This is a genomic window from Mastigocladopsis repens PCC 10914, from assembly GCF_000315565.1.
GTDB classification, from domain to species: Bacteria; Cyanobacteriota; Cyanobacteriia; order Cyanobacteriales; family Nostocaceae; genus Mastigocladopsis; species Mastigocladopsis repens.
Genome location: NZ_JH992901.1, coordinates 1591371 through 1611764 on the forward strand (window position 1 = coordinate 1591371; position 20394 = coordinate 1611764).

General features: G+C 44.2%; 14 protein-coding genes. 10 read left to right on the forward strand and 4 right to left on the reverse strand.

Annotated features, from left to right (window positions below):
• Positions 1–40: 40 nt before the first annotated feature.
• Both MAS10914_RS0109305 and fmt read left to right on the forward strand, forming a co-directional pair.
• A complete protein-coding gene (locus tag MAS10914_RS0109305; protein WP_017315658.1) occupies positions 41–754 on the forward strand; it encodes a rubrerythrin family protein in 714 nt (237 codons plus the stop codon).
• A 328-nt stretch (positions 755–1082) separates the two neighbouring features.
• Entirely contained in the window at positions 1083–2087 is a 1005-nt protein-coding gene (gene fmt, locus MAS10914_RS0109310; RefSeq protein WP_017315659.1) for a methionyl-tRNA formyltransferase, read from the forward strand.
• Positions 2088–2108: 21 nt separating this feature from the next.
• Here the strand turns inward: fmt and MAS10914_RS0109315 are convergent, their stop codons facing one another.
• Entirely contained in the window at positions 2109–2465 is a 357-nt protein-coding gene (locus tag MAS10914_RS0109315; RefSeq protein ID WP_017315660.1) for a DUF6464 family protein, read from the reverse strand.
• Between the two features lie 181 nt (positions 2466–2646).
• Between MAS10914_RS0109315 and MAS10914_RS0109320 the strand changes: the two genes are divergently transcribed.
• The 7 genes from MAS10914_RS0109320 (at position 2647) to MAS10914_RS0109350 (ending at position 17793) form a co-directional block, all read left to right on the forward strand.
• On the forward strand, positions 2647–5703 hold the full coding sequence (locus MAS10914_RS0109320) for an NACHT domain-containing protein (RefSeq protein WP_017315661.1): 3057 nt from the start codon (positions 2647–2649) through the stop codon (positions 5701–5703).
• 696 nt (positions 5704–6399) lie between these two features.
• The gene (locus MAS10914_RS0109325; protein WP_017315662.1) at positions 6400–8853 is read left to right on the forward strand and encodes a PhoX family protein; all 2454 of its coding nucleotides are present in this window, start codon (positions 6400–6402) and stop codon (positions 8851–8853) included.
• A 525-nt stretch (positions 8854–9378) separates the two neighbouring features.
• The gene (gene psaC, locus MAS10914_RS0109330) at positions 9379–9624 is read left to right on the forward strand and encodes a photosystem I iron-sulfur center protein PsaC (RefSeq protein WP_016878077.1); all 246 of its coding nucleotides are present in this window, start codon (positions 9379–9381) and stop codon (positions 9622–9624) included.
• 218 nt (positions 9625–9842) lie between these two features.
• Positions 9843–11744 carry a glutamine--fructose-6-phosphate transaminase (isomerizing) gene (gene glmS, locus MAS10914_RS0109335; RefSeq protein WP_017315664.1) on the forward strand — a complete coding sequence of 634 codons (1902 nt, stop codon included), beginning with the start codon at positions 9843–9845 and terminating at the stop codon, positions 11742–11744.
• A 126-nt stretch (positions 11745–11870) separates the two neighbouring features.
• On the forward strand, positions 11871–12932 hold the full coding sequence (locus MAS10914_RS0109340; protein ID WP_017315665.1) for a CHAT domain-containing protein: 1062 nt from the start codon (positions 11871–11873) through the stop codon (positions 12930–12932).
• Between the two features lie 30 nt (positions 12933–12962).
• The gene (locus MAS10914_RS32040; protein ID WP_017315666.1) at positions 12963–16712 is read left to right on the forward strand and encodes an nSTAND1 domain-containing NTPase; all 3750 of its coding nucleotides are present in this window, start codon (positions 12963–12965) and stop codon (positions 16710–16712) included.
• 142 nt (positions 16713–16854) lie between these two features.
• Positions 16855–17793 (forward strand): ATP-binding protein, encoded by a 939-nt coding sequence (locus tag MAS10914_RS0109350; RefSeq protein ID WP_017315667.1) that lies wholly within the window; start codon positions 16855–16857, stop codon positions 17791–17793.
• On the opposite strand, the gene MAS10914_RS0109355 is transcribed toward MAS10914_RS0109350, so the two are convergent.
• Complete coding sequence (locus tag MAS10914_RS0109355) at positions 17761–18063, reverse strand: acylphosphatase (protein WP_017315668.1); 303 nt, start codon at positions 18061–18063, stop codon at positions 17761–17763. The genes MAS10914_RS0109350 and MAS10914_RS0109355 overlap by 33 nt on opposite strands.
• Before the next feature lie 80 nt (positions 18064–18143).
• Here MAS10914_RS0109355 and MAS10914_RS0109360 point away from each other — a divergent pair, with 80 nt between their 5' ends.
• Positions 18144–18521: a DUF1823 family protein gene (locus MAS10914_RS0109360; RefSeq protein ID WP_017315669.1), complete on the forward strand. Its 378-nt coding sequence runs from the start codon at positions 18144–18146 to the stop codon at positions 18519–18521.
• Between the two features lie 84 nt (positions 18522–18605).
• Here the strand turns inward: MAS10914_RS0109360 and MAS10914_RS0109365 are convergent, their stop codons facing one another.
• Complete coding sequence (locus tag MAS10914_RS0109365) at positions 18606–18977, reverse strand: hypothetical protein (RefSeq protein ID WP_017315670.1); 372 nt, start codon at positions 18975–18977, stop codon at positions 18606–18608.
• A 109-nt stretch (positions 18978–19086) separates the two neighbouring features.
• The gene (locus MAS10914_RS0109370) at positions 19087–20271 is read right to left on the reverse strand and encodes a glycosyltransferase (protein ID WP_017315671.1); all 1185 of its coding nucleotides are present in this window, start codon (positions 20269–20271) and stop codon (positions 19087–19089) included.
• Positions 20272–20394: the final 123 nt, after the last annotated feature.

A 20394-nucleotide genomic window follows, 5' to 3' on the forward strand; every position in this document is an offset into this window, starting at 1 on the left:
GTCACAGTAGTCTATGAGTGAATCATTGAGAGGAGAAACAATGGATTTATCAAACTCCAACACCGCAAAGAACCTATCTGAAGCCTTTGCTGGGGAATCAATGGCAAATCGTAAGTATTTGTTCTTTGCGGAAGTGACTCGCCAGTTAGGGATGAGTGAACTGTCTAAGCTGTTTCGGGAAACGGCAAATCAAGAGACTGAACACGCTTTTGCTCACTTCCGGTTAATGCATCCAGAGTTGGTTGTGGATAATGTGGCTGCGTTAACTGATGAGCAAAAGAAAGCAATTGCTGCTCGTTGTTTAGAGTTAGCAGTTGAGGGAGAAACCTATGAATACACTACCATGTACCCAGGGTTTGCAGATGCAGCGCGTGCAGATCGAGACAAAAAGGCTGTCGTAGAGTTTGAAGCACAACAGGTGGAGTCCCGCGAACACGCCCAGATATTCCGCAAAGCAGCACACAACTTTGGATTGCTGACACCAATCGAACATCATCATGCCAATCAGTATACAGAAGCACTTCAATCTCTTGATGGTGTGGCTCCAACAGCGAAAGCAGCGAGTGGCGATCCTGCAACCCAGAAATGGATTTGTCGCCAGTGTTCGATGATTTATGACCCCGTAGAGGGCGATCCTGATTCTGGAATTGTTGCTGGAACAGCGTTTGAGGCAATTCCTGAGGATTGGTACTGCCCGATTTGTGGCGCTACGAAGAAAACGTTTGTCCCTTATGAAGAAGCTGTTGCAGCGTAGGTCTTCATCATAAGAGAGTGTGCGTTGCGCGATCGCGTGCGCTATTTATTACAAATCAGAATCAAAATGATTCTGATTTTTTATCAGGTTAAGTGATGCCTTAGTACAGGATTGCAAAAGTTAGTAACGAAATGAAGATGATGCATATCGTTCGTAGTCAGCACGAAGAGTGCTAAAGCACTGACTACAAATTAAAACGCCACGAATTAATGCAAAGCTGTACTCAGGAGAAGTGATTTGCTACCAGAAAACCAAAAACGTAACCACTGCATTGAAATTGCCATTGATCTATAGTCAAGAGTCAATAGTCCAATAGCTCTTGACTCTTATGAAAATTGTATTCTTTGGTACTCCTGGTTTTGCTGTACCTACCTTGGAAAAACTACTGAATCATCCAGAGTTTGATGTCTTAGCAGTTTTGACCCAGCCTGATAAACGCCGGGGACGTGGAAATCAACTGACACCTTCAGCAGTAAAAGCCGTCGCCACCTCTGCTAACATACCTGTATGGCAACCTCAACGGGTGAAAAAAGACACTGAAACTTTAACAAAGCTCAAAGAATTAGACGCAGATGTCTTTGTCGTCGTTGCCTACGGGCAAATTCTATCTCAAGAGATTTTAGATATGCCTAAATTAGGTTGCATCAATGTGCATGGCTCAATTTTACCCAAGTACCGAGGTGCTGCTCCTATCCAGTGGTGTTTGTATAACGGCGAAACTCAAACAGGCATCACGACAATGTTAATGGATGCGGGAATGGATACTGGTGCAATGCTTCTGGTGGCAACTACACCGATAGGGTTACTAGATAATGCCCATGATTTGGCAGACAAACTTGCGGTGATGGGTGCAGATTTATTGGTGGAGACTTTGTTGAAGCTGGAACGCCACGAAATCGAGCCAATTCCTCAAGAGAATTCTCAAGCGACTTATGCGCCTTTGATTAAGAAGGAGGATTATCAATTAGATTGGTCGAAGAGTGCCATGCAATTACACAATCAAATCAGAGGCTTTTATCCAGACTGTATCGCCACTTTTCGCAACCAACCACTGAAAATGATCGCCACTGCGCCCCTTGGTGATGCTTACAGTTATGAGCTACCAGAAGAGATTATAGATATATATCATAAATTGCCTAATGTGTCAACATTATCAGGCAGCCCAGGGGAAGTTGTCAGCATCGCCAAGGGGATAGGAGCAATTGTCCAAACTGGAGAGGGTTTATTGCTGTTGCGCGAAGTTCAGCCGGCTGGCAAACGTCCCCAGTCGGGATGGGATTTTGTGAATGGTTCGCGTTTAGCAGTAGGAGAGACTATGACTAACGGCGTGTAGAGATGTTGCATTGCATTGTCTCTACAATGATTGTTCATAGTGGCGGCAAGTTTTACATGGTCCATCGGGGTTAACCACGCAACGAATCATTTCTGAACGAGCATTGTAGCGGCAATTGGCATCACCTATGACCCAGCGCCCTCCTACAAGACTTTTTTCACTTGGTCTTGTAGCAGACTGTACATATAAGGCAATTGTTTGCAAACGGTAGCGCCCTGCCTTAAATTGATAGCGGTGGCGGCGCTCTAAAACTGCGTAAGTTTGACCTTCAAGGTCAAGGTAATTTCCGGGTTGTGGTGTCCAATCAAGTTTCACGCTACCAAGGGACTGACGTGGATGCGTTAGAATCACCTCGGTTGGTAAAGAATGTGGTTCCATAAGCTTTTGTAATGTGATTTACATTAATAGGATGGTAACGCACCTGCCTGTGCTGACTCCCTAAGTTTATGTTAGAGTTAACGATTGACTAATAGTTTGTAAAGTAGCTGGAAACCCTTACTACTACTACCTACAAGTCAGCGATAATATATTTTAAACCCGTTGAAAATGGGGCAAAAATATGCCTTTGGACGCAACTGCCATCATCAAGGTAGTCATTCCGGCTGTATCTCCTGCACTAAAACCACTGTTTTCTAACATTAACTCTAAAATTAACAGTGCGTTAAATCCTACGGATTTAGAAAAAGCTTTAAAAGCAGGTATTATCGCAGCTAAGGAATGGGAGGAAAAGCAACCCCATGCACAACGGTTGTTTTATCATTGCGATGATAAGACTCAAATAGACGTTTTCTCAAGATTTTTTACAGATACGACTGTTCTGCAAGAATTACAAAAGCCACTACAGGATAATAAAACCACTCCTGACTTAGATTTATTAATTCAGATTTTTAAAGAACGAATATCAGCCGAAAATCAAAAACTGAAATTTCCTGAAAACAGTATTGAAAATTGGCTGGAAAAATTTGTTGATACTTATTTTAAAAAGACTAGCGCGTATTTAAAAATTAAAATTGATAAAGAAGATTACCTCAAACAAATAGCAAACTACTTTGATGATGTCAAATTTGCAGGCATTGCTGTTGAAGGACAAGAGGTAGATAAATCTGCTCAGTTGCCACAAATTTTTGTGATGCCTGATGTGGTAGAAGACATCAGAGAGCGAAATTATGAAGATAAAAAAGATTTGGCTTTGTTAGAGGCTATAGAATCTACAGGTATCAGCGATCACCAAGTAGAATTAATTCGAGAGCAAAGGCAAATAGGACGACTTGAAAAAAGCACTGGTAAAAAGTTTTCAGCACAAAATTTATTGACTGAAAGCACATCTCAAAAATTTGTGCTTCTTGGTGCTCCAGGTTCTGGTAAGACGACTTTGATGAGTTACTTTGCTGTGATGCTTGCCCAGAAACAACCAGAAATTCTTGGTCTAGCAGCAGACACAGATTTACTGCCAATTATTATTAAAATTCGGGATTTAGCCAAACGTGCAGAGCATCTGAGTATTTTAGATTATATTAGACAATTCGCCAGCGGCAATTTACAAGTTAAAGAACTACCAACAGGCTTTTTTGAATATTGGCTGGATGATGGACGAGCGTTAATTTTACTTGATGGTTTAGATGAGGTTGCAAACGAGGCAAAGCGGTATGAAATAGTTAATCAAATTGAAGTTTTCTTGAGTCAATATCCGCAAAACAGAACAATCATTACATCTCGTCCAGCAGGGTATAGAAGTGTGTTTTTCCGCACAGAAGAGTTTCCCCGTTATATGCTGGAGTCGTTTGACGATGACAAAATTGAAATATTTATCAAAAAGTGGTACGAAAGCCGCTTTGAAGATCCACAAGAATCACAAAGTAGGCAAGAAAGTTTACGTCAGGCTTTAGCAGAACAAAAGCGCATCAAAGAATTAGCTCGCAACCCGCTGCTACTCACTATTATTGCCTTGATTCATCGCTATGAAGCGTATTTGCCCAGACAGCGACACAAACTTTATGACCGTGCGGTGAAAACTTTATTAACGAACTGGGATGCAGGTAAGGAACTCAATTATAAATTTCCTTGTGAATATCTCCATCGCGATGATATTGAACGCTTGATGCAACAGCTAGCTTACTGGATTCATACTCAAGGCGGCACAGGTGATAAAGAGGGTGGTACGCTGATTGATAAAGAGGAACTCATTAAGCAATTAAAGGAATTTATTACTGAAGAAAAACCTATTAAGCCACATCAGGCGAAAGCAGAAGCAGAACGTTTTATAGCACATATTCAGGAACGTGCTGGTTTATTAAATGAACAAGGGCAAGACTGTTACGCCTTTGTTCATAAAACTTTTCAGGAATATTTGGCAGCACAGGAAATTAAGGATAGACAGGAAGGTGATGGTGATGAAGTGGTGTTGGAGCATATAGAAAAATATCTCCATAACCCCCACTGGCGCGAAGTGTTACTGTTACTCATCACTCAACAACACCGGAAAAAAAGTGCAAAATTCCTCAAGCATATTCTTGAGCAAGAGACACCATACGAACAATGGCTGCACCGTAACTTTTTCTTTGCCGCTAGCTGTTTAGCAGAAGATTTAGAAGTGCAAGATAAAAACCTAGTAAAACAAATTTTGCAGCAATTAATTAATTTGGAAATTAGCAAGAATAAGCAAGTGGGCGAAAAAATCCGCAAGCAGGTTTTTAAAACCCTTTGCAGTTTGAATAAAACTCAGTTTGAAGCGCAAGCACTACAACTGTTAAAAGATTCAGCGCAACATATTAGTGAAGTGCAGTTGCAAGAATATCGTGTAGCATTGGGGGAAAAAGAAGAAGTTACAAAAATGCTGCTTGGACGACTCACGGATGATGATTCTTTGGTGCGTCGGTATGCAGCATCTGCCTTGGGCAAGTTGGGGAATGCATCAGCAGAGGTGGTGAATGCACTGCTTGGACGACTGAGGGATGAGGATTCTGAGGTGCGTGGGTTTGCAGCATTTGCCTTGGGCAACTTGGGGAATGCATCAGCAGAGGTGGTGAATGCACTAGTTGGGCGACTGAGGGATGAGGATTCTGTGGTGCGTGGGGATGCAGCATTAGCCTTGGGCAAGTTGGGGAATGCATCAGCAGAGGTGGTGAATGCACTGCTTGGGCGACTCACGGATGAGGATTTTTTGGTGCGTCGGGATGCAGCATCTGCCTTGGGCAAGTTGGGGAATGCATCAGCAGAGGTGGTGAATGCACTGCTTGGGCGACTCACGGATGAGAATTCTTTGGTGCGTCGGTATGCAGCATCTGCCTTGGGCAAGTTGGGGAATACATCAGCAGAGGTGGTGAATGCACTGCTTGGGCGACTCACGGATGAGAATTCTTTGGTGCGTCGGTATGCAGCATCTGCCTTGGGCAAGTTGGGGAATACATCAGCAGAGGTGGTGAATGCACTGCTTGGGCGACTCACGGATGAGGATTCTTGGGTGCATTGGTATGCAGCATCTGCCTTGGGCAACTTGGGTAAAAACTCCAGCGATGTTGCTCCTGCTGTCAGCGAATGGATTTCGCAACATCAAGATTCAGAATATGTGGGCAGTGGAATTGATGCGCTGTGGGAATTGGTGGCAACAGATGGGTAGCGGATGTACCGGATAGCCTAAACGTCAGGTAATTGATTTCCGGGCACACTGAAACATTATGTGATCGCTCTTGTAGAGTTGGAGACAGTGCGATTCGCCCTCGTTTGTTGCAATCTTACAAAAATTCTGGCAGTTGTCGCTACTTTTTGTTCGGGTGGATCAGCGCGAAGCTGTGTTTATCAACCTCGAATTTCTTTTCCATTTCCATCAACGCCAACAACTTCGTTAGTTGCTCTTTATTTTTTAACTATAAGCTTTAATTGCTACTTTTTTCAAGAGGATTTACAGTTATTTTTTCGGAAAAAATAGTCTTTGATTTGCCTATATCCTAAGTTGGATAACCTTGAGGTTAACAGAACATTAATTGTTTGCTAAAAACTCGTAAACTAGACAAAATTGGACTTTTGAAGTATTAATAAGATACCTCTCATGGATGATGTGGAACAAAAAGCTATACCTACATATTTAGAGATTGAATCAGTTAATTTGCAGCACTAAAGGGAGCTAAACTATCCTAAATTTTGCTAATGTATCTGTGTCTTAAAAATACACAATAGAATAAATATTCCCTAAAAAATAAGCCACTCAAAGATTAACAAATCCTTGCTGTTTGCTAATGAAAATTTCACACGAAATAAATAGCAAAAAAGGATTTTAAGCTCATGATTCCAGCTATTTCTATTAAGAGGCAATTCAATGTCTAAATTTACACGTAGGCAGTTACTGGCTTTCTTTGGAGCGAGTGCTGGTGCAGCGGTACTAGCTCCGGTTTTGGATGAAAAACTTTTTGGCAGCAACACGGTCATTGCAGCTGATAAGTTTACACCGCTGAAATTTACCCCACTGCGTTTGCCCCATCCTTTACCGATTTACACACAAGAAAAAAGCTATTTAGCAACAGGAATTGAGCAGGGACAAGTACAAGAAGCCTCTGCCAATGCACAGTTAAGTAGCTATACCGTAGTTGATGACGTTGTGGTACCACCGGAATATGAGCGGTATGTGATTGTGCGTTGGGGCGATCGCGTCTTCCCCAACCAAGAAGAATACTTTGGCTACAACAGCGACTTCACAAGCTTTATTCCCATCAATGGCAAAAGCTCTAATGACGGCTACCTTTGGAACAATCACGAATACATTTCCTACCCATTTTCTACGACTGTACCAGGTTTCACAACTGATAGCGGTTTAGAAGGATTCCCCACATCATACCCCCTAGTCATTGGAGAAGATTTGCCGGAAGACAGAACGAGTATCGAACTCTTGGGTGAATTCATGTATAACATAGGCGGTTCTATCGTGCGGATTTCCCGCGAAGACCGCAATGGACGCTTTGCTGTTGTCAGCGGTGACTCCAAAAACCGACGCATCCACGGGCTTTCTGGTTTAGCTATCAACAGCCAACGCAATGATAGTTATAAAAACGTCACTTCCTGGGGTTCCAAGAGCTACCAGAAAGGAGACCAGAATTATCTCATTGGCACTGGTCCTGCGGCTACCGAAGTCTTTAATCTCAGTTCTGATGGACTGGGTAACAAAATCATCGGTACTGGATTCAACTGTTCTGGTGGTACAAGCCCTTGGGGAACCGTCTTGTCTGCTGAAGAAAACTTCCAAGCAAGTACAAGCTCTTTCGTTGGAGTTCAGGAATCTGTGAAAGCCAACGGTACCCAGACGACCTACATCGAAGGGACCACGGGGGCTACATTTGGCTTAGTTGGCGAAAAATACGGCTATATGGTGGAAATTGACCCAGATGACCCTTCTTTCCGCGCACGCAAACACACTGCTTTAGGTCGCTATCGCCATGAAAATATCGCTTTGCGCGTGGAAGCCGGAAAACCATTAGTGGGTTACATGGGCGATGACCGACGCGGGGGTCACACTTGGAAGTTTGTGAGTTCTGGTACAGTCTCTTCTCCTACTGATAAAAACAACAGCCGCTTATTTGAAAAAGGCACTTTGTATGTCGCCCGTTATAATGCCGATGGTACGGGTGAATGGATTCCCCTAGAATTAAACACCGCCACCAATCCGATTCCACCATCAACTCTTGCCTCGGTGGAAATTGCAGCATTGGGTAGGGCTTCTAATAATGGTAATCTCCGTCTACCAAGGCGCAGTGGTGTTTTAGGACAAACTTCAGAAGGCGGGTCAATCACTGTCACAATAGAGCGAGTGACAAATCAAACAACTGGAGCTATTACATCTTACGGTGAGGATGAAGCGCTGAGTGCCTATCAGGGTAAGAAGCTGTCAGATTTCTACAGCAGCCAAGGTGCGGTGCTGGTTGATGCTTTTTTAGCTGCCAATCTAGCCGGAGGAACACCAACTGCTCGTCCTGAGGATTTGGAAATCAACCCCAGAAACTCTAATGAGGTCTTTATCGCCTACACAGACGGCGCCCCATCTGGAGACGGATATCCCGATTCTCGAATCTTTATCGTTTCCAAATACAGTTCCGACATCAACGCCGCACAGCCTTCAGGTTCACTCTTCAAAATTATCGAAGATGGCTCCGATGGTACAGGTACAACCTTCCGTTGGGAACGATTTGCTAAAGGTGGAGAAGCGGGAGCAGAACCCGGAGATGGCTTTGCCAATGTAGATAACTTGGTATTTGATAGCCGGGGTAATATTTGGGGTTGCACTGATATGTCTACTGAAGCTCACAATGGTTTCACCACAGGCGGTGACCCGGAATTATTACAGATAGACCATAGGGTAGCGGGTGCTAACACACCTCCTGATACCAATGATTCTAATTTCAATGCTACGACTTCTAACCTGATTGGAGTTTTTGGAAATAACTTCCTCTTCTTCATTCCTACCAGTGGTCCTGAGGCTGGTGAAGTTGTACCTTTTGCTTATGGACCACCACGCTGCGAGTTAACCGGACCTACTTTCGTTGGGAATACACTGATTCTTTCCGTGCAGCATCCTGGTGAAGAGGTTCCCTTCACCCCTCAGGAAACCCTAACCCGAGAAATTGAAATATTGAGCTTGGATGGAACCTCTGTGTTCACTCAGCAACGCAGTGTACCACGTGGCAGTAACTGGCCCAGTAACATTGAGGGCAACTCTGAGGGACCACCGCGTCCTTGCGTCATTGGGATTCGACGCAAGCAGTCTAGCAATCGCTTTGTTTAAATAGGGAAAACAGTGTTACGGTTTATGTCATCGGGGGCAAACTCAGCTAAAAGTATGGCTTCAGACTTGCATTCTAGGTATGCACCTTATGACACGAACCGTAATCTGATCTATTTGGCAACGCAGAGGTTCAATTTTTTGCAAAGATTGTTAACAACTAAGTGGTATCTATAACGCGCCTCAATCATTCTTTCTTATTGACTTTTGATTCACACATCTATATAATTTTGAGCCAAATTCAAAAAGCTGGTGGTTTAAACCAGAATGATATAGGGCTAAATACCTGATTTAGTTCATCCAAAACTCAAAATTCATGAGACTAAAGTTTGCTTGAGGCAATCATTAGAGCTACCTTATACATCCTAATTTAAATGCTCAATAGCCTGACTACAATTTCAACGTGCTTATTACATTCTTTAAAGTTATGTAGCCTTTTAATTACGGACGATAAGCCACTGCGGTAAACTAAGCCATGATTATGATTCTTTCACACCAGAAAAATACTCTCAAAGGAGCTTTTTTTCAATGTCTCATACCGTAAAAATCTACGATACCTGCATCGGCTGCACACAATGCGTTCGTGCTTGCCCCACTGACGTGCTGGAGATGGTTCCCTGGGATGGCTGCAAAGCCCAGCAAATTGCCTCTTCACCCCGCACAGAAGACTGTGTGGGCTGCAAGCGGTGTGAAACGGCTTGTCCTACTGACTTTTTAAGCATCCGGGTTTACTTAGGAGCTGAAACCACCCGCAGTATGGGTCTGGCTTACTAATTTTTCCTTCGGGTCGCTATTAATTATCTCGATAGCAAGCACTTTTAGCAGTGGAGGCTGGGCATTACTTACCATTCAGAACAATGGTGAGCAACGTCCAGCCCCCAATATTATTATCATAATGTAAAAGTTCGACATAAATTGTAATACTTACATATAAGCCCGCCCGAAAACGCTACCTTTGTGCTAACAACTATAAAAAGAGAGTGGTGTGAGCAATGTGCGGTATTGTTGGCTATATTGGCACTCAAGCAGCAACAGAAATTTTGCTATCTGGGCTGGAAAAACTGGAGTATCGAGGATACGATTCTGCGGGAATCGCCACGATATGGGAAGGTGAAGTGAATTGCGTCCGGGCAAAGGGCAAACTTTACAACCTGCGTTCCAAGCTAGAACAAGTAGAAACCCCTGCTCAAATTGGTATTGGTCACACTCGCTGGGCAACTCATGGTAAACCAGAAGAGTACAATGCTCATCCCCATATGGATGCGGATGGGCGAATAGCGGTGGTTGTGAATGGGATTATTGAAAACTACAGCGAGTTGCGCGAGGAACTGAAACACAAAGGATACCAGTTCCGCTCAGATACTGATGTCGAGGTTATTCCCCATCTCATAGCTGAGTTTTTGAAGCACTCCCCGTCTTCTCCTCTTGCGTTCTCCCCCTCTCCCTTGCTTGAGGCTGTTCGTGATACAGTCAATAAACTCAAAGGGGCGTTTGCGATCGCAATCATTTGTGCAGACTACCCCGACGAACTCATCGTCGTCCGCCAACAAGCACCCATAGTCATTGGTTTTGGACAAGGGGAATTCTTCTGTGCTTCCGATACACCAGCCATTATTGCTCACACCCGTGCAGTGTTACCTCTAGACAACGGAGAATTAGCACGCCTGACTCCTTTGGGCGTTGAAATTTACAACTTTGCGGGTGAAAGGTTGAAGAAACAGCCCCGCCTGCTCAACTTGAATCCCATGATGGTGGAAAAGCAGGGATTCAAGCACTTCATGCTCAAGGAAATCTACGAGCAACCAGGAGTCGTACGGGCTTGTTTAGATGCATACTTCAATGGTAATTGGAGTGCAGGTGATTCTACTAAATCCCCAATTAAGCTTGGTTTACCAGCCGAGATTTACGCTGATTTAGAACAAATTCAAATCGTTGCTTGCGGTACTAGTTGGCATGCAGCAATAGTGGGTAAATATTTACTAGAACAGCTGGCAGGAATTCCTACCCAAGTGCATTATGCTTCAGAATTTCGTTATGCACCAACACCTCTGACAGCAAATACCTTGACAATTGGCGTTACACAGTCAGGTGAAACTGCTGATACTCTAGCAGCGTTGGCGATGGAACAAGAACGTCGTCAGGATAAAGAATCTAAGTATCAGGCGCGACTATTAGGAATTACCAATCGCCCAGAAAGTACTTTGGGTCAGATGCTATCTCATATTATCAATACTCTAGCAGGAATTGAAATTGGAGTTGCGGCGACGAAAACTTTTATTGCCCAATTGATGGCATTTTATGCATTAGCGTTGGATTTGGCATATCTTCGTCAAACAATTTCCCCAACAAAATTACAAGAAATTATGAACGGGTTGCGGCAAATTCCCGGTGAAATTGAGGCAACTTTGGAAAGCCAAGAAAAATCTATTGAGCAATTGGCTCATAACTTTGCAGAAACGAAAGATTTCATCTTTTTAGGAAGAGGAATTAACTATCCCATCGCCTTAGAAGGGGCGTTGAAATTAAAGGAAATCAGCTATATTCACGCAGAGGGATATCCGGCTGGAGAAATGAAGCATGGACCTATTGCCCTATTGGATGCAAAAGTGCCAGTAGTGGCGATCGCTATGCCTGGAAGTGTTTACGAAAAAGTGATTTCTAACTCCCAAGAGGCAAAGGCTCGTGATTCTCGGTTAATTGGTGTAACGCCAGTTCATCATGGGGAAGCAGCGGAAATTTTTAACGACTTGATCCCAGTTTCAAAAGTTGATGAATTGCTTTCCCCAATTCTTACGGTGATTCCCCTACAATTATTGGCTTATCACATTGCGGCGCGTCGCGGTTTGGACGTGGATCAGCCAAGGAATTTGGCGAAATCTGTAACGGTGGAATAGTCAAAATCATCAACAATTATTTACTTGTTAACATTCAGTAAAGAAATTTTTTGAGATTTTGGAAAAATAGTATGCTCAGTTTGTATCCAAGGGTAGACACCAGGGTTTCTCCTACCAACCATAAAAATGCTGAAAAAAATCCTAATATTATCAGCCAATCCCAAGGATACAAATAAATTGCGCTTGGATGAAGAGGTAAGAGAAATCCAAGCAGCGCTGAAACGAGCCAACAATCGGGAGCAGTTTGAAATTGTCACCTCCTGGGCGATACGAGTTGAAGATTTACGCCGTGCGTTATTAGACCACCAACCGACAATTGTTCATTTTTCTGGACATGGCTCAGGTAGTAATGGTTTAGCTCTGGAGAATAATTCCGGGCAAACGCAACTAGTCAGTACAGAATCGTTATCGAAGCTATTTAAGTCGTTTCAAGAGCATATTGAATGCGTTTTGCTGAATGCCTGTTACAGCGAAGCCCAAGCAGAAGCGATTCACCAACATATTGATTATGTCATTGGCATGAATCGAGCGATTGGGGATATGGCAGCAATCGAATTTGCTGTAGGATTTTATGATGCCCTCTTAGCTGGAAGAAGTTACTCCGATTGTTTTGAACTAGGTTGCGCTTCTATTGACCTAGAAGGAATTCCAGAGTCACAAACCCCTGTACTCAAAGCCAGACGACGTGACTATCAAACACAACCACAAACCAATTTGGAGAGTGTAGCGTCTGCAAAATCTTCTGCTAGGGATGATTTTAGGAGCGATGATTACAAGGTTGGACAAAACCGCTCTGTTTCTATCGGGGGTAATGTCACTGGTAGCGCTATTCAAACAGGCGATCGCAACGTTGCCAATATACATTTTCAGCCAGTCAGTTTACCTGCGCCTGAAAGTGTTGATATTCGAGCAGAACTGAACGCGCTGCATGAAGCACTGGCAAAGCTGGAAAGTCCGGATCGTCGCAAGATTGAGAATGCCTTTGCTGATGCTCAGGAAGAGGTCAACAAGCCCAAGCCGGATAAAGATGAGGTGGGTAAGGCATTAGACCGAGCGCTTGATTATGCCAAGAAAGCTGAGGGATTTGCTTCTGTGGTTGAAAAACTTAAACCTCACTTAATCAAAACAACGGCTTGGTTAGGAGAGAACTGGCATAAGCTACTAAATATCGTCGGTTTGGGAATTTAAGGAGAGTGCATTGATATTGGGGCAAAATCGATGAGTGACAGCACTTTTGGGGGAGAAAATCGCAGCATCGCAATCGAACGAGATGCACTCAGCAGTGCGATTATTTCAGGAGATGGCAATAGGGTTGTCATTTACCAATATCACACCGCTCAACAAGTTCAATCAGAACCATCGCCTGTTGAAACTAAGATTGGTCCCAATCCTTACAAAGGTCTGTTGGCGTTTGATGAAGAGGATGCAGAGCGCTATTTTGGTCGGGAAGCGCAGATTTCACGACTGTGGAATGTGTTTCGCACTCTTCACGAGAATGTGTCTCAAATCCGCTTGCTCCCCATTTTGGGACCATCGGGAAGTGGTAAGTCTTCTCTAGCACGCGCCGGATTAATTCCAGAACTGGCGCGGCGACCGCTTCCGGGAAAGAAGCAGGCGCAGGTGGCGATACTAGTGCCTGGGGCACATCCCTTGGAAGCTTTGGCTGGGGTTTTGGCGCGGGTAGCAACACAGGACCTTACCCCCGTGGCGAAGACACGGGAGTTTGTTGATGAATTGCAGCGCACTAATAACACAGGTGCATACGATGGTTTGCGGCGCATCGCCGATATGCTGCCTAAGATTGCCGAATCTTCCTTAGTGGTATTGGTGGATCAGTTTGAGGAGGTCTACTCGCTGTGCAAGAATGCTGATGAACGCAAGGCTTTTATTGAAAATTTAGTTGATGCAGCTGCTGACCCCTCAGTTCGTGTTTCTGTGATTGTGACCCTACGCAGTGACTTTCTCGGCGAAACCCAAAGGCATCCTGTGCTGAATCAACTTGTTGCTCAACTCGGCTTAATTATCCCAGCAATGACTGCTGATGAACTGCAGCAAGCTATAGCCAAGCCAGCAGAACTGGCGGGTCATCCTTTAGATGAGGCGACGGTAAATTTGTTAGTTCAGGAAGCCGAAGGGCGAGAAGGAGCATTACCGTTGCTTCAGTTTGCTCTTACAAGAATTTGGGAAGGGTTAACCCAAGGAATTGAACCTGCTGTCACGCTGAAACAAATCGGTGGAGTTGGCGGTGCGCTGGCTGGGGAAGCTCAACGGATTTATGACAACCTCAGTCCTGAAGAAAAAGAAATTGCCCGACGCGTTTTTCTGGGATTGGTACAGTTGGGAGAAGGGGCAAAAGACACCCGTCGCCGTGCTGCGTTTGCAGGGCTTGTCTCACACAAAGACAGTCCAGAGCAAGTCAAACAAGTGATTGGCAAATTTGCCGCCCGTGATGTGCGCTTAATTACCCTCTCCTCCGTTCCGGAAGCAGGCGAAACAGCGGAAGTGACCCATGAAGCGCTGTTTGAGCACTGGCGTCAGTTCGGTCAATGGTTGGACAGCAGTCGCAGTGACATTCGTTTTGGGCGTCGTTTAGAAGAAGCAGCAAAAGCTTGGCAAGAGAATGGTCGCCCAGAGGGGAGTCTTTGGCGGACTCCAGATTTGGATTTATTGGAGAAATATTACGAGCAGAAAAGCGATAATATGACACCGTTGCAGGTGGAATTTTTCAATGCTTCTGTTTTTGCGGAAGAAGCAAGAAAGCAAGCCGCAATCAAAGCCGAACAAGACCGAAAACGGCAACGACAAGTCTTGATTGGCATTTTAAGTACAGGTTTATTATTAACGACAACAGCAACAGGATTTGCAGCTTATCAGTGGCAAAGTGCAGAACGAGGGCGAATCGAACAAACCGCCATCACAGCAAAAAATAAGTTATCAAATTATCCCTTACAAGGGATGGTGACTACAATTAGTCTTGTAGGACAAAGCCGCTCGCCCTTCCTCAATTTTCCCAATCAATCATTTCCCCAATCAATTTTAGACAGCTTGTTTAGTGCAGTTGAGATTAGTCGAGAAAAAAATCTTCTCAAAGGCCATCAAGGTTACGTAAGGACTGTAGCAATAAGCACGGATGGACAAACAATCGTCAGTGGGGGTGATGATGGCACGGTCAGGTTGTGGAACAGGAAGGGTCAGCCCTTGGGTGAACCGTTTAAATCTCATCAAGGTTCCGTAATTTCTGCAGCAATAAGCACAGACGGGCAAACAATCCTTAGTGGGGGTGATGATGGCACGGTCAGGTTGTGGAACAGGAAGGGTCAGCCCCTGGGTGAACCTTTTAAAGGTCTTAAAGGTCATCAAGGTTACGTAAAATTTGTATCAATAAGCACGGATGGACAAACAATCCTCAGTGTGGGTTCAGATGGCACGGTCAGGTTGTGGAACAGGAAGGGTCAGCTCCTGGGTGAACCTTTTAAAGGTCATCAAGGTTCCGTAACTCATGTGTCAATAAGCGCAGATGGACAAACAATCATCAGTGGGGGTGATGATGGCACGATTAGGTTGTGGAGCAGGAAGGGTCAGCCCCTGGGTGAACCTTTTAAAGGTCATCAAGGTTCCGTAACTCATGTATCAATAAGCGCAGATGGACAAACAATCATCAGTGGGGGTGATGATGGCACGATTAGGTTGTGGAACAGGAAGGGTCAGCCCCTGGGTGAACCTTTTAAAGGTCATCAAGGTTACTTAGACACTCATGTTGCAATAAGCACGAATGGGCAAACAATCGTCAGTGGGAGTGATGATGGTACGGTCAGGTTGTGGAATAGGAAGGGTCAGCTTTTGGGTGAACCTTTTAAAGGTCATGAAGGGATCGTAATTTCTGTAGCAATAAGCACTGATGGGCAAACAATCCTCAGTTCTGGTGTAGATGGCACTATCAGGTTGTGGGACAGGAAGGGTCAGCCCCTGGGTGCCCTGGGTGAACCTTTTAAAGGTCATCAAGGTTCCGTAAGAACCGTAGCAATGAATACATATAAGCAAACAATCATCAGTGGGGGTGATGATGGCACGATTAGGTTGTGGGACAGGAAGGGTCAGCCCCTGGGTGAACTTTTTAAAGGTCATCAAGGTTCCGTATTATCTTTATCAATAAGCACTGATGGGCAAACAATCCTCAGTTCTGGTTTAGATGGCACTGTCAGGTTGTGGAACAGGAAGGGTCAGCTTTTGGGTGAACCTTTTAAAGGTCATCAAGGTCCCTCAGGAAGTAATGTAGCAATAAGCACGGATGGGCAAACAATCGTCAGTTGGGATCTAGATGGCACTATCAGGTTGTGGAACAGGGAGGGCCAGCCCCTGGGTGAACCTTTTAAAGGTCATCAAAGTTTCGTAACTTCTGTAGCAATAAGTACGGATGGACAAACAATCGTCAGTGGGAGTGGTGATAACACTGTTAGGTTGTGGAACAGGAAGGGTCAGCTCCTGAGTGAACCTTTTAAAGGTCATCAAAATTACGTACGTTCTGTAGCAATAAGTACGGACGGGCAAACAATCGTCAGTGGGAGTGATGATGACACGGTCAGGTTGTGGAACAGGAAGGGTCAGCTCCTGAGTGAACCTTTTAAAGGTCATCAAAGTCGCGTATATTCTGTAGCGATAAGCACGGATGGGCAAACAATCGTTAGTGGGGGTGATGATGGCACGATCAGGTTGTGGAACAGGAAGGGTCAGCCCCTGGGTGAACCTTTTAAAGGTCCTCAAAGTCGCGTATGGCATGTAGCAATAAGCAGTGATAGGCAAACAATCCTCAGTATGGAGGATAATGGCACTGTCAGGTTATGGGATATTAAAATTGATACTTGGTTGAAAGCAGCCTGTGAGCGATTACAGGATCATCCTGTTTTCAAAGATCCTAAAACTTCTGAGGAGAAAGGAGCTAAGGCAACGTGTGAACCATATTTCCGTTAATCTCGTTAAATATGCAATTTTTGATTCAGTTTTGGTCACAAAATCAATCATTGTCTTAGCTGGGTGAAAACTGGCATAAGCTACTTAAGTATTATTGGGTTGACATTTTGATGCTGGTGAATCGGTAGATGAGGCAGAATCCATGAGCGATAGCGGGTTAAGGGATGAAAATCGCAGCATTAGGGTTGAAAAGGATGCCATCAGCAGTGCGATTATTTCTGGAGATGGCAATAAAGTTGTTATCTACCAGTACCAACTTGAGCATCAACTAAAAGAAGAGAAAGTTTCTACCACAGGAGAAATAGGTGCCAATCCTTACAAAGGGCTACTCGCATTTCTTGAGGTTGACGGCGAGCGCTATTTTGGGCGAGAAAAACAAATCGAAAAACTGTGGAATCTATTTCGGACTCTTCACGAAAACACAACTCAACCAGAAACGTCATTACGTTTATTGCCAATTTTGGGACCATCAGGTTCTGGTAAATCTTCCCTAGCACGTGCAGGTTTAATTCCTGAACTCGCACGGCGTCCTCTACCGGGTAAAAGCCAAGCGCGAGTGGCGGTGCTTGTCCCTGGGACTCATCCTGTGGAAGCTTTAGCAACGGTGTTGGCAAGAGTAGCAACGAATGACCAAACTCCTGTGGCTAAAACCCGCGAGTTTGCACAAGAATTAAAACAAACTAGCAGTAACACTACTGATACTATTATTTATGATGGCTTACGGCGCATTGCCAATGTTTTACCAGAGATTACCGTATCGCCGTTAGTGGTGCTAGTAGACCAGTTTGAAGAAGTTTACTCGCTTTGCGATGACCCTACCGAACGCCAAATATTTATCGAGAACTTAATTCATGCCGCAGGCGATCGCTCTGGTTGTGTATCGGTTATCATCACTCTGCGTAGCGACTTCCTTGGAGAAACTCAACGACACCCAGCACTCAATCAGGCGATCGCAAAACTTGGTGTAATTGTACCTGCCATATATATTTTTCTTTTAATACAAAATAATTTGTACGGGCAAACCAAGCCACTAGCAAAGAATAAATGCTTACTCAAAACGCTTGACTTCAAATCCCCGTAACCCTTCTGGTTCCTCGTATTCTACCAATACATCTTTAACCATAGCAGCAGGTGGTCCTTGGTAACACCAGCGAATCATCTGTTCTACAACCCCTTTGCTACCTTCAAACACTGCTTCCACACGACCATCGGGGAGGTTCCGCACCCAACCTGTTAATCCCAGTTGAGTAGCTGTATCTACGGTGGCGTAGCGATAGCCTACCCCTTGAACTCTCCCAGAAATCAATGCATGAGCGCGGACTTGCTTTAGTTGCGGTGTGGTATTCTGCATTAACTGGTCAAGTCTTTACTATTTCCAGTTTACCCTGTTTATTATGCACCAAGGAATTCTTAATTCCAACTGATTTGCGTATGTCAAACTTGCCACCACTCAACACAGAAACGATTTGGGCAATTCTCAATGAGGAAATTGATGATGCTACAGTCAACCAATTGGTCTGGCATTGCTTGGGGTATCGCTACGACTCCTCAACCCAACAGTGGGACACTCAAGAAGTCTCACCAGAATGGCGTCATGAGTACCCAGAACCACCAGATTTTATCGATTCTCGCCCCACAACAGTTAAGCTAACTCGTTCTATTCCTCCAGAGAACAAACAGCTCTTGAAAGAAAAACTGGGTTTCCAAGGTTATAAAATTGGTGAGTTTGGTCCTCGGCAAACGCGCAGAGCAACAGCAGCAAACTGGTTATTAAGTTATATGCAACTCAATAGTAGTGAATTTGAGTAATACCACTAAAATGGATGTATAAAAATAACAGGATGCGTTACCGCAGTATAACGCACCCTACAACTTTTTCTTTTTCACTAATAACTAATCATCAAGTAACTTGCTGGACACTTCGACTGCTGTCACATCAATTGTGCCTTCTGGTGTGAAGCGCTGAAAGTGTCCCTGTTGCACTGATAACTTCTCTCCACAATTAGAACACTGCAACTGAGTGTTATTTAAACCTGTAAATTCAGCTCCACAAACGGGACAGCGGTCGCTCACCAAGTTGTATTGCAGCCATAAGCGAAACCCAAAAAACACGAGAATGGGTGTCAACAACAATAGCCCAACAATAATCACTAAGGAGTTAACCAACCAGCCCAAGCCTAATGACCCCAGCAACCATATAATTGCTAGCAAGGTGAGCCAAGGGCGTAAATTAGACAAATTCAACTGAAAGGTTTTAAGGCTCATTTTTTAAATGTCGTCCTGCTCTCCCTCTAGGATAGCGATTTTACTAAGAAGTCAATTGTCACTTGTCAATAAGAATTCATTAAAGAACTTAATAAAAATGGACTCTTGACTATAAACTCTTGAGTTGGGATAAAAGCTGCTGTTGTAATCGCTTCTGAAAAGCATCCATACCAAATAGAGTAAGAGCTTGTTCTCGCAACCATTGCCCATCACAACGTTGGTCATCTCCTTTGAGTATTTCTATACAAGCCGCCGCCACCGCATTGGGGTCGCGGTGTGGGACTCTCCATCCCAACAGACCATCCTGCAATGGGTCTGCTGACCCATCTGCATCACCAGAAAGCACGGGTACACCACAAGCCATTGCTTCTAAGTAGACAATACCAAAACCCTCATGAGAAGGCATCACGTAAGCATCGGCAAGACGGTAGTGTTCTACCAGTTCTTCTGTAGGCACGAACCCAGCAAAGATAACGCGATCGCCTACGCCTAAATCTTCAGCCAGTTTAGCTAATCGAGGTTGGTCATCGCCACGACCAATAACCAAATATTTTACCTGAGGGAAAACATGAGCTATGTGCGGTAATGCTTGAATCGTGATATCTACACCTTTATAAATATCACCTGACCACAGTCGCGCTACGGTCATCAGTACCTTTGCCCCTGCCAAACCATACCGCTCTAACAACGAAGTCGATTTTGCCCCTGGAGTAAAGTTATGACCATTCACAGCACAAGGTAATATTTTTACTTTATTAGAGTCAAGGTTGTTGCTAGCACTGGCAACTTGACGAGTATATCGACTGACTGTCCAAATTTGTGCTGCTTTTTGCAAGCTGGATTTCATTGTGGTTGGTAACGGTTCCCAAACTTCTTTACCATGAGTCATGACCGTGTAAGGAATTCCCAAAGGTAGGCACAGCATACCAACTAGGGGTGCAAGGTTCACATGACCACAAAAGACGTGCTGGGGTCGGTGACGCACCAGATGAGAGAGTAACGCTATAGTCATTTTTACTCGCTCTAGCTGGGGAGACTGGCATTTGAAGTAATGAAATTTTAAACTCTCTGATTCAAAAGGATTTGAGCAGTTAGGACTATCCCTAAGCAAAAAGACTTCTGCATATAAAGGTTTGTTAAATGCTAAATAGGCACGAAAAATATCCTTTACATATGATTGAATTCCGCCTTCTTGTTCAAAAACTTGTAGAAACACAAAGAGATGATTAGCTTTTGTTTTCAAATTTTGGCTGCAATCTATCTGTTCTCCCACTTTATTGATTGGTATTTTCATGTACATTCACTGTTATATTGTTATATGTCATGTGTGAAATCTCACGACTTTCACGATCATGCTAAATCCTAGCAAACCAGAGGCGTGAACTCGAATGCTGTCTTTGCGGTCTTCAATATATTT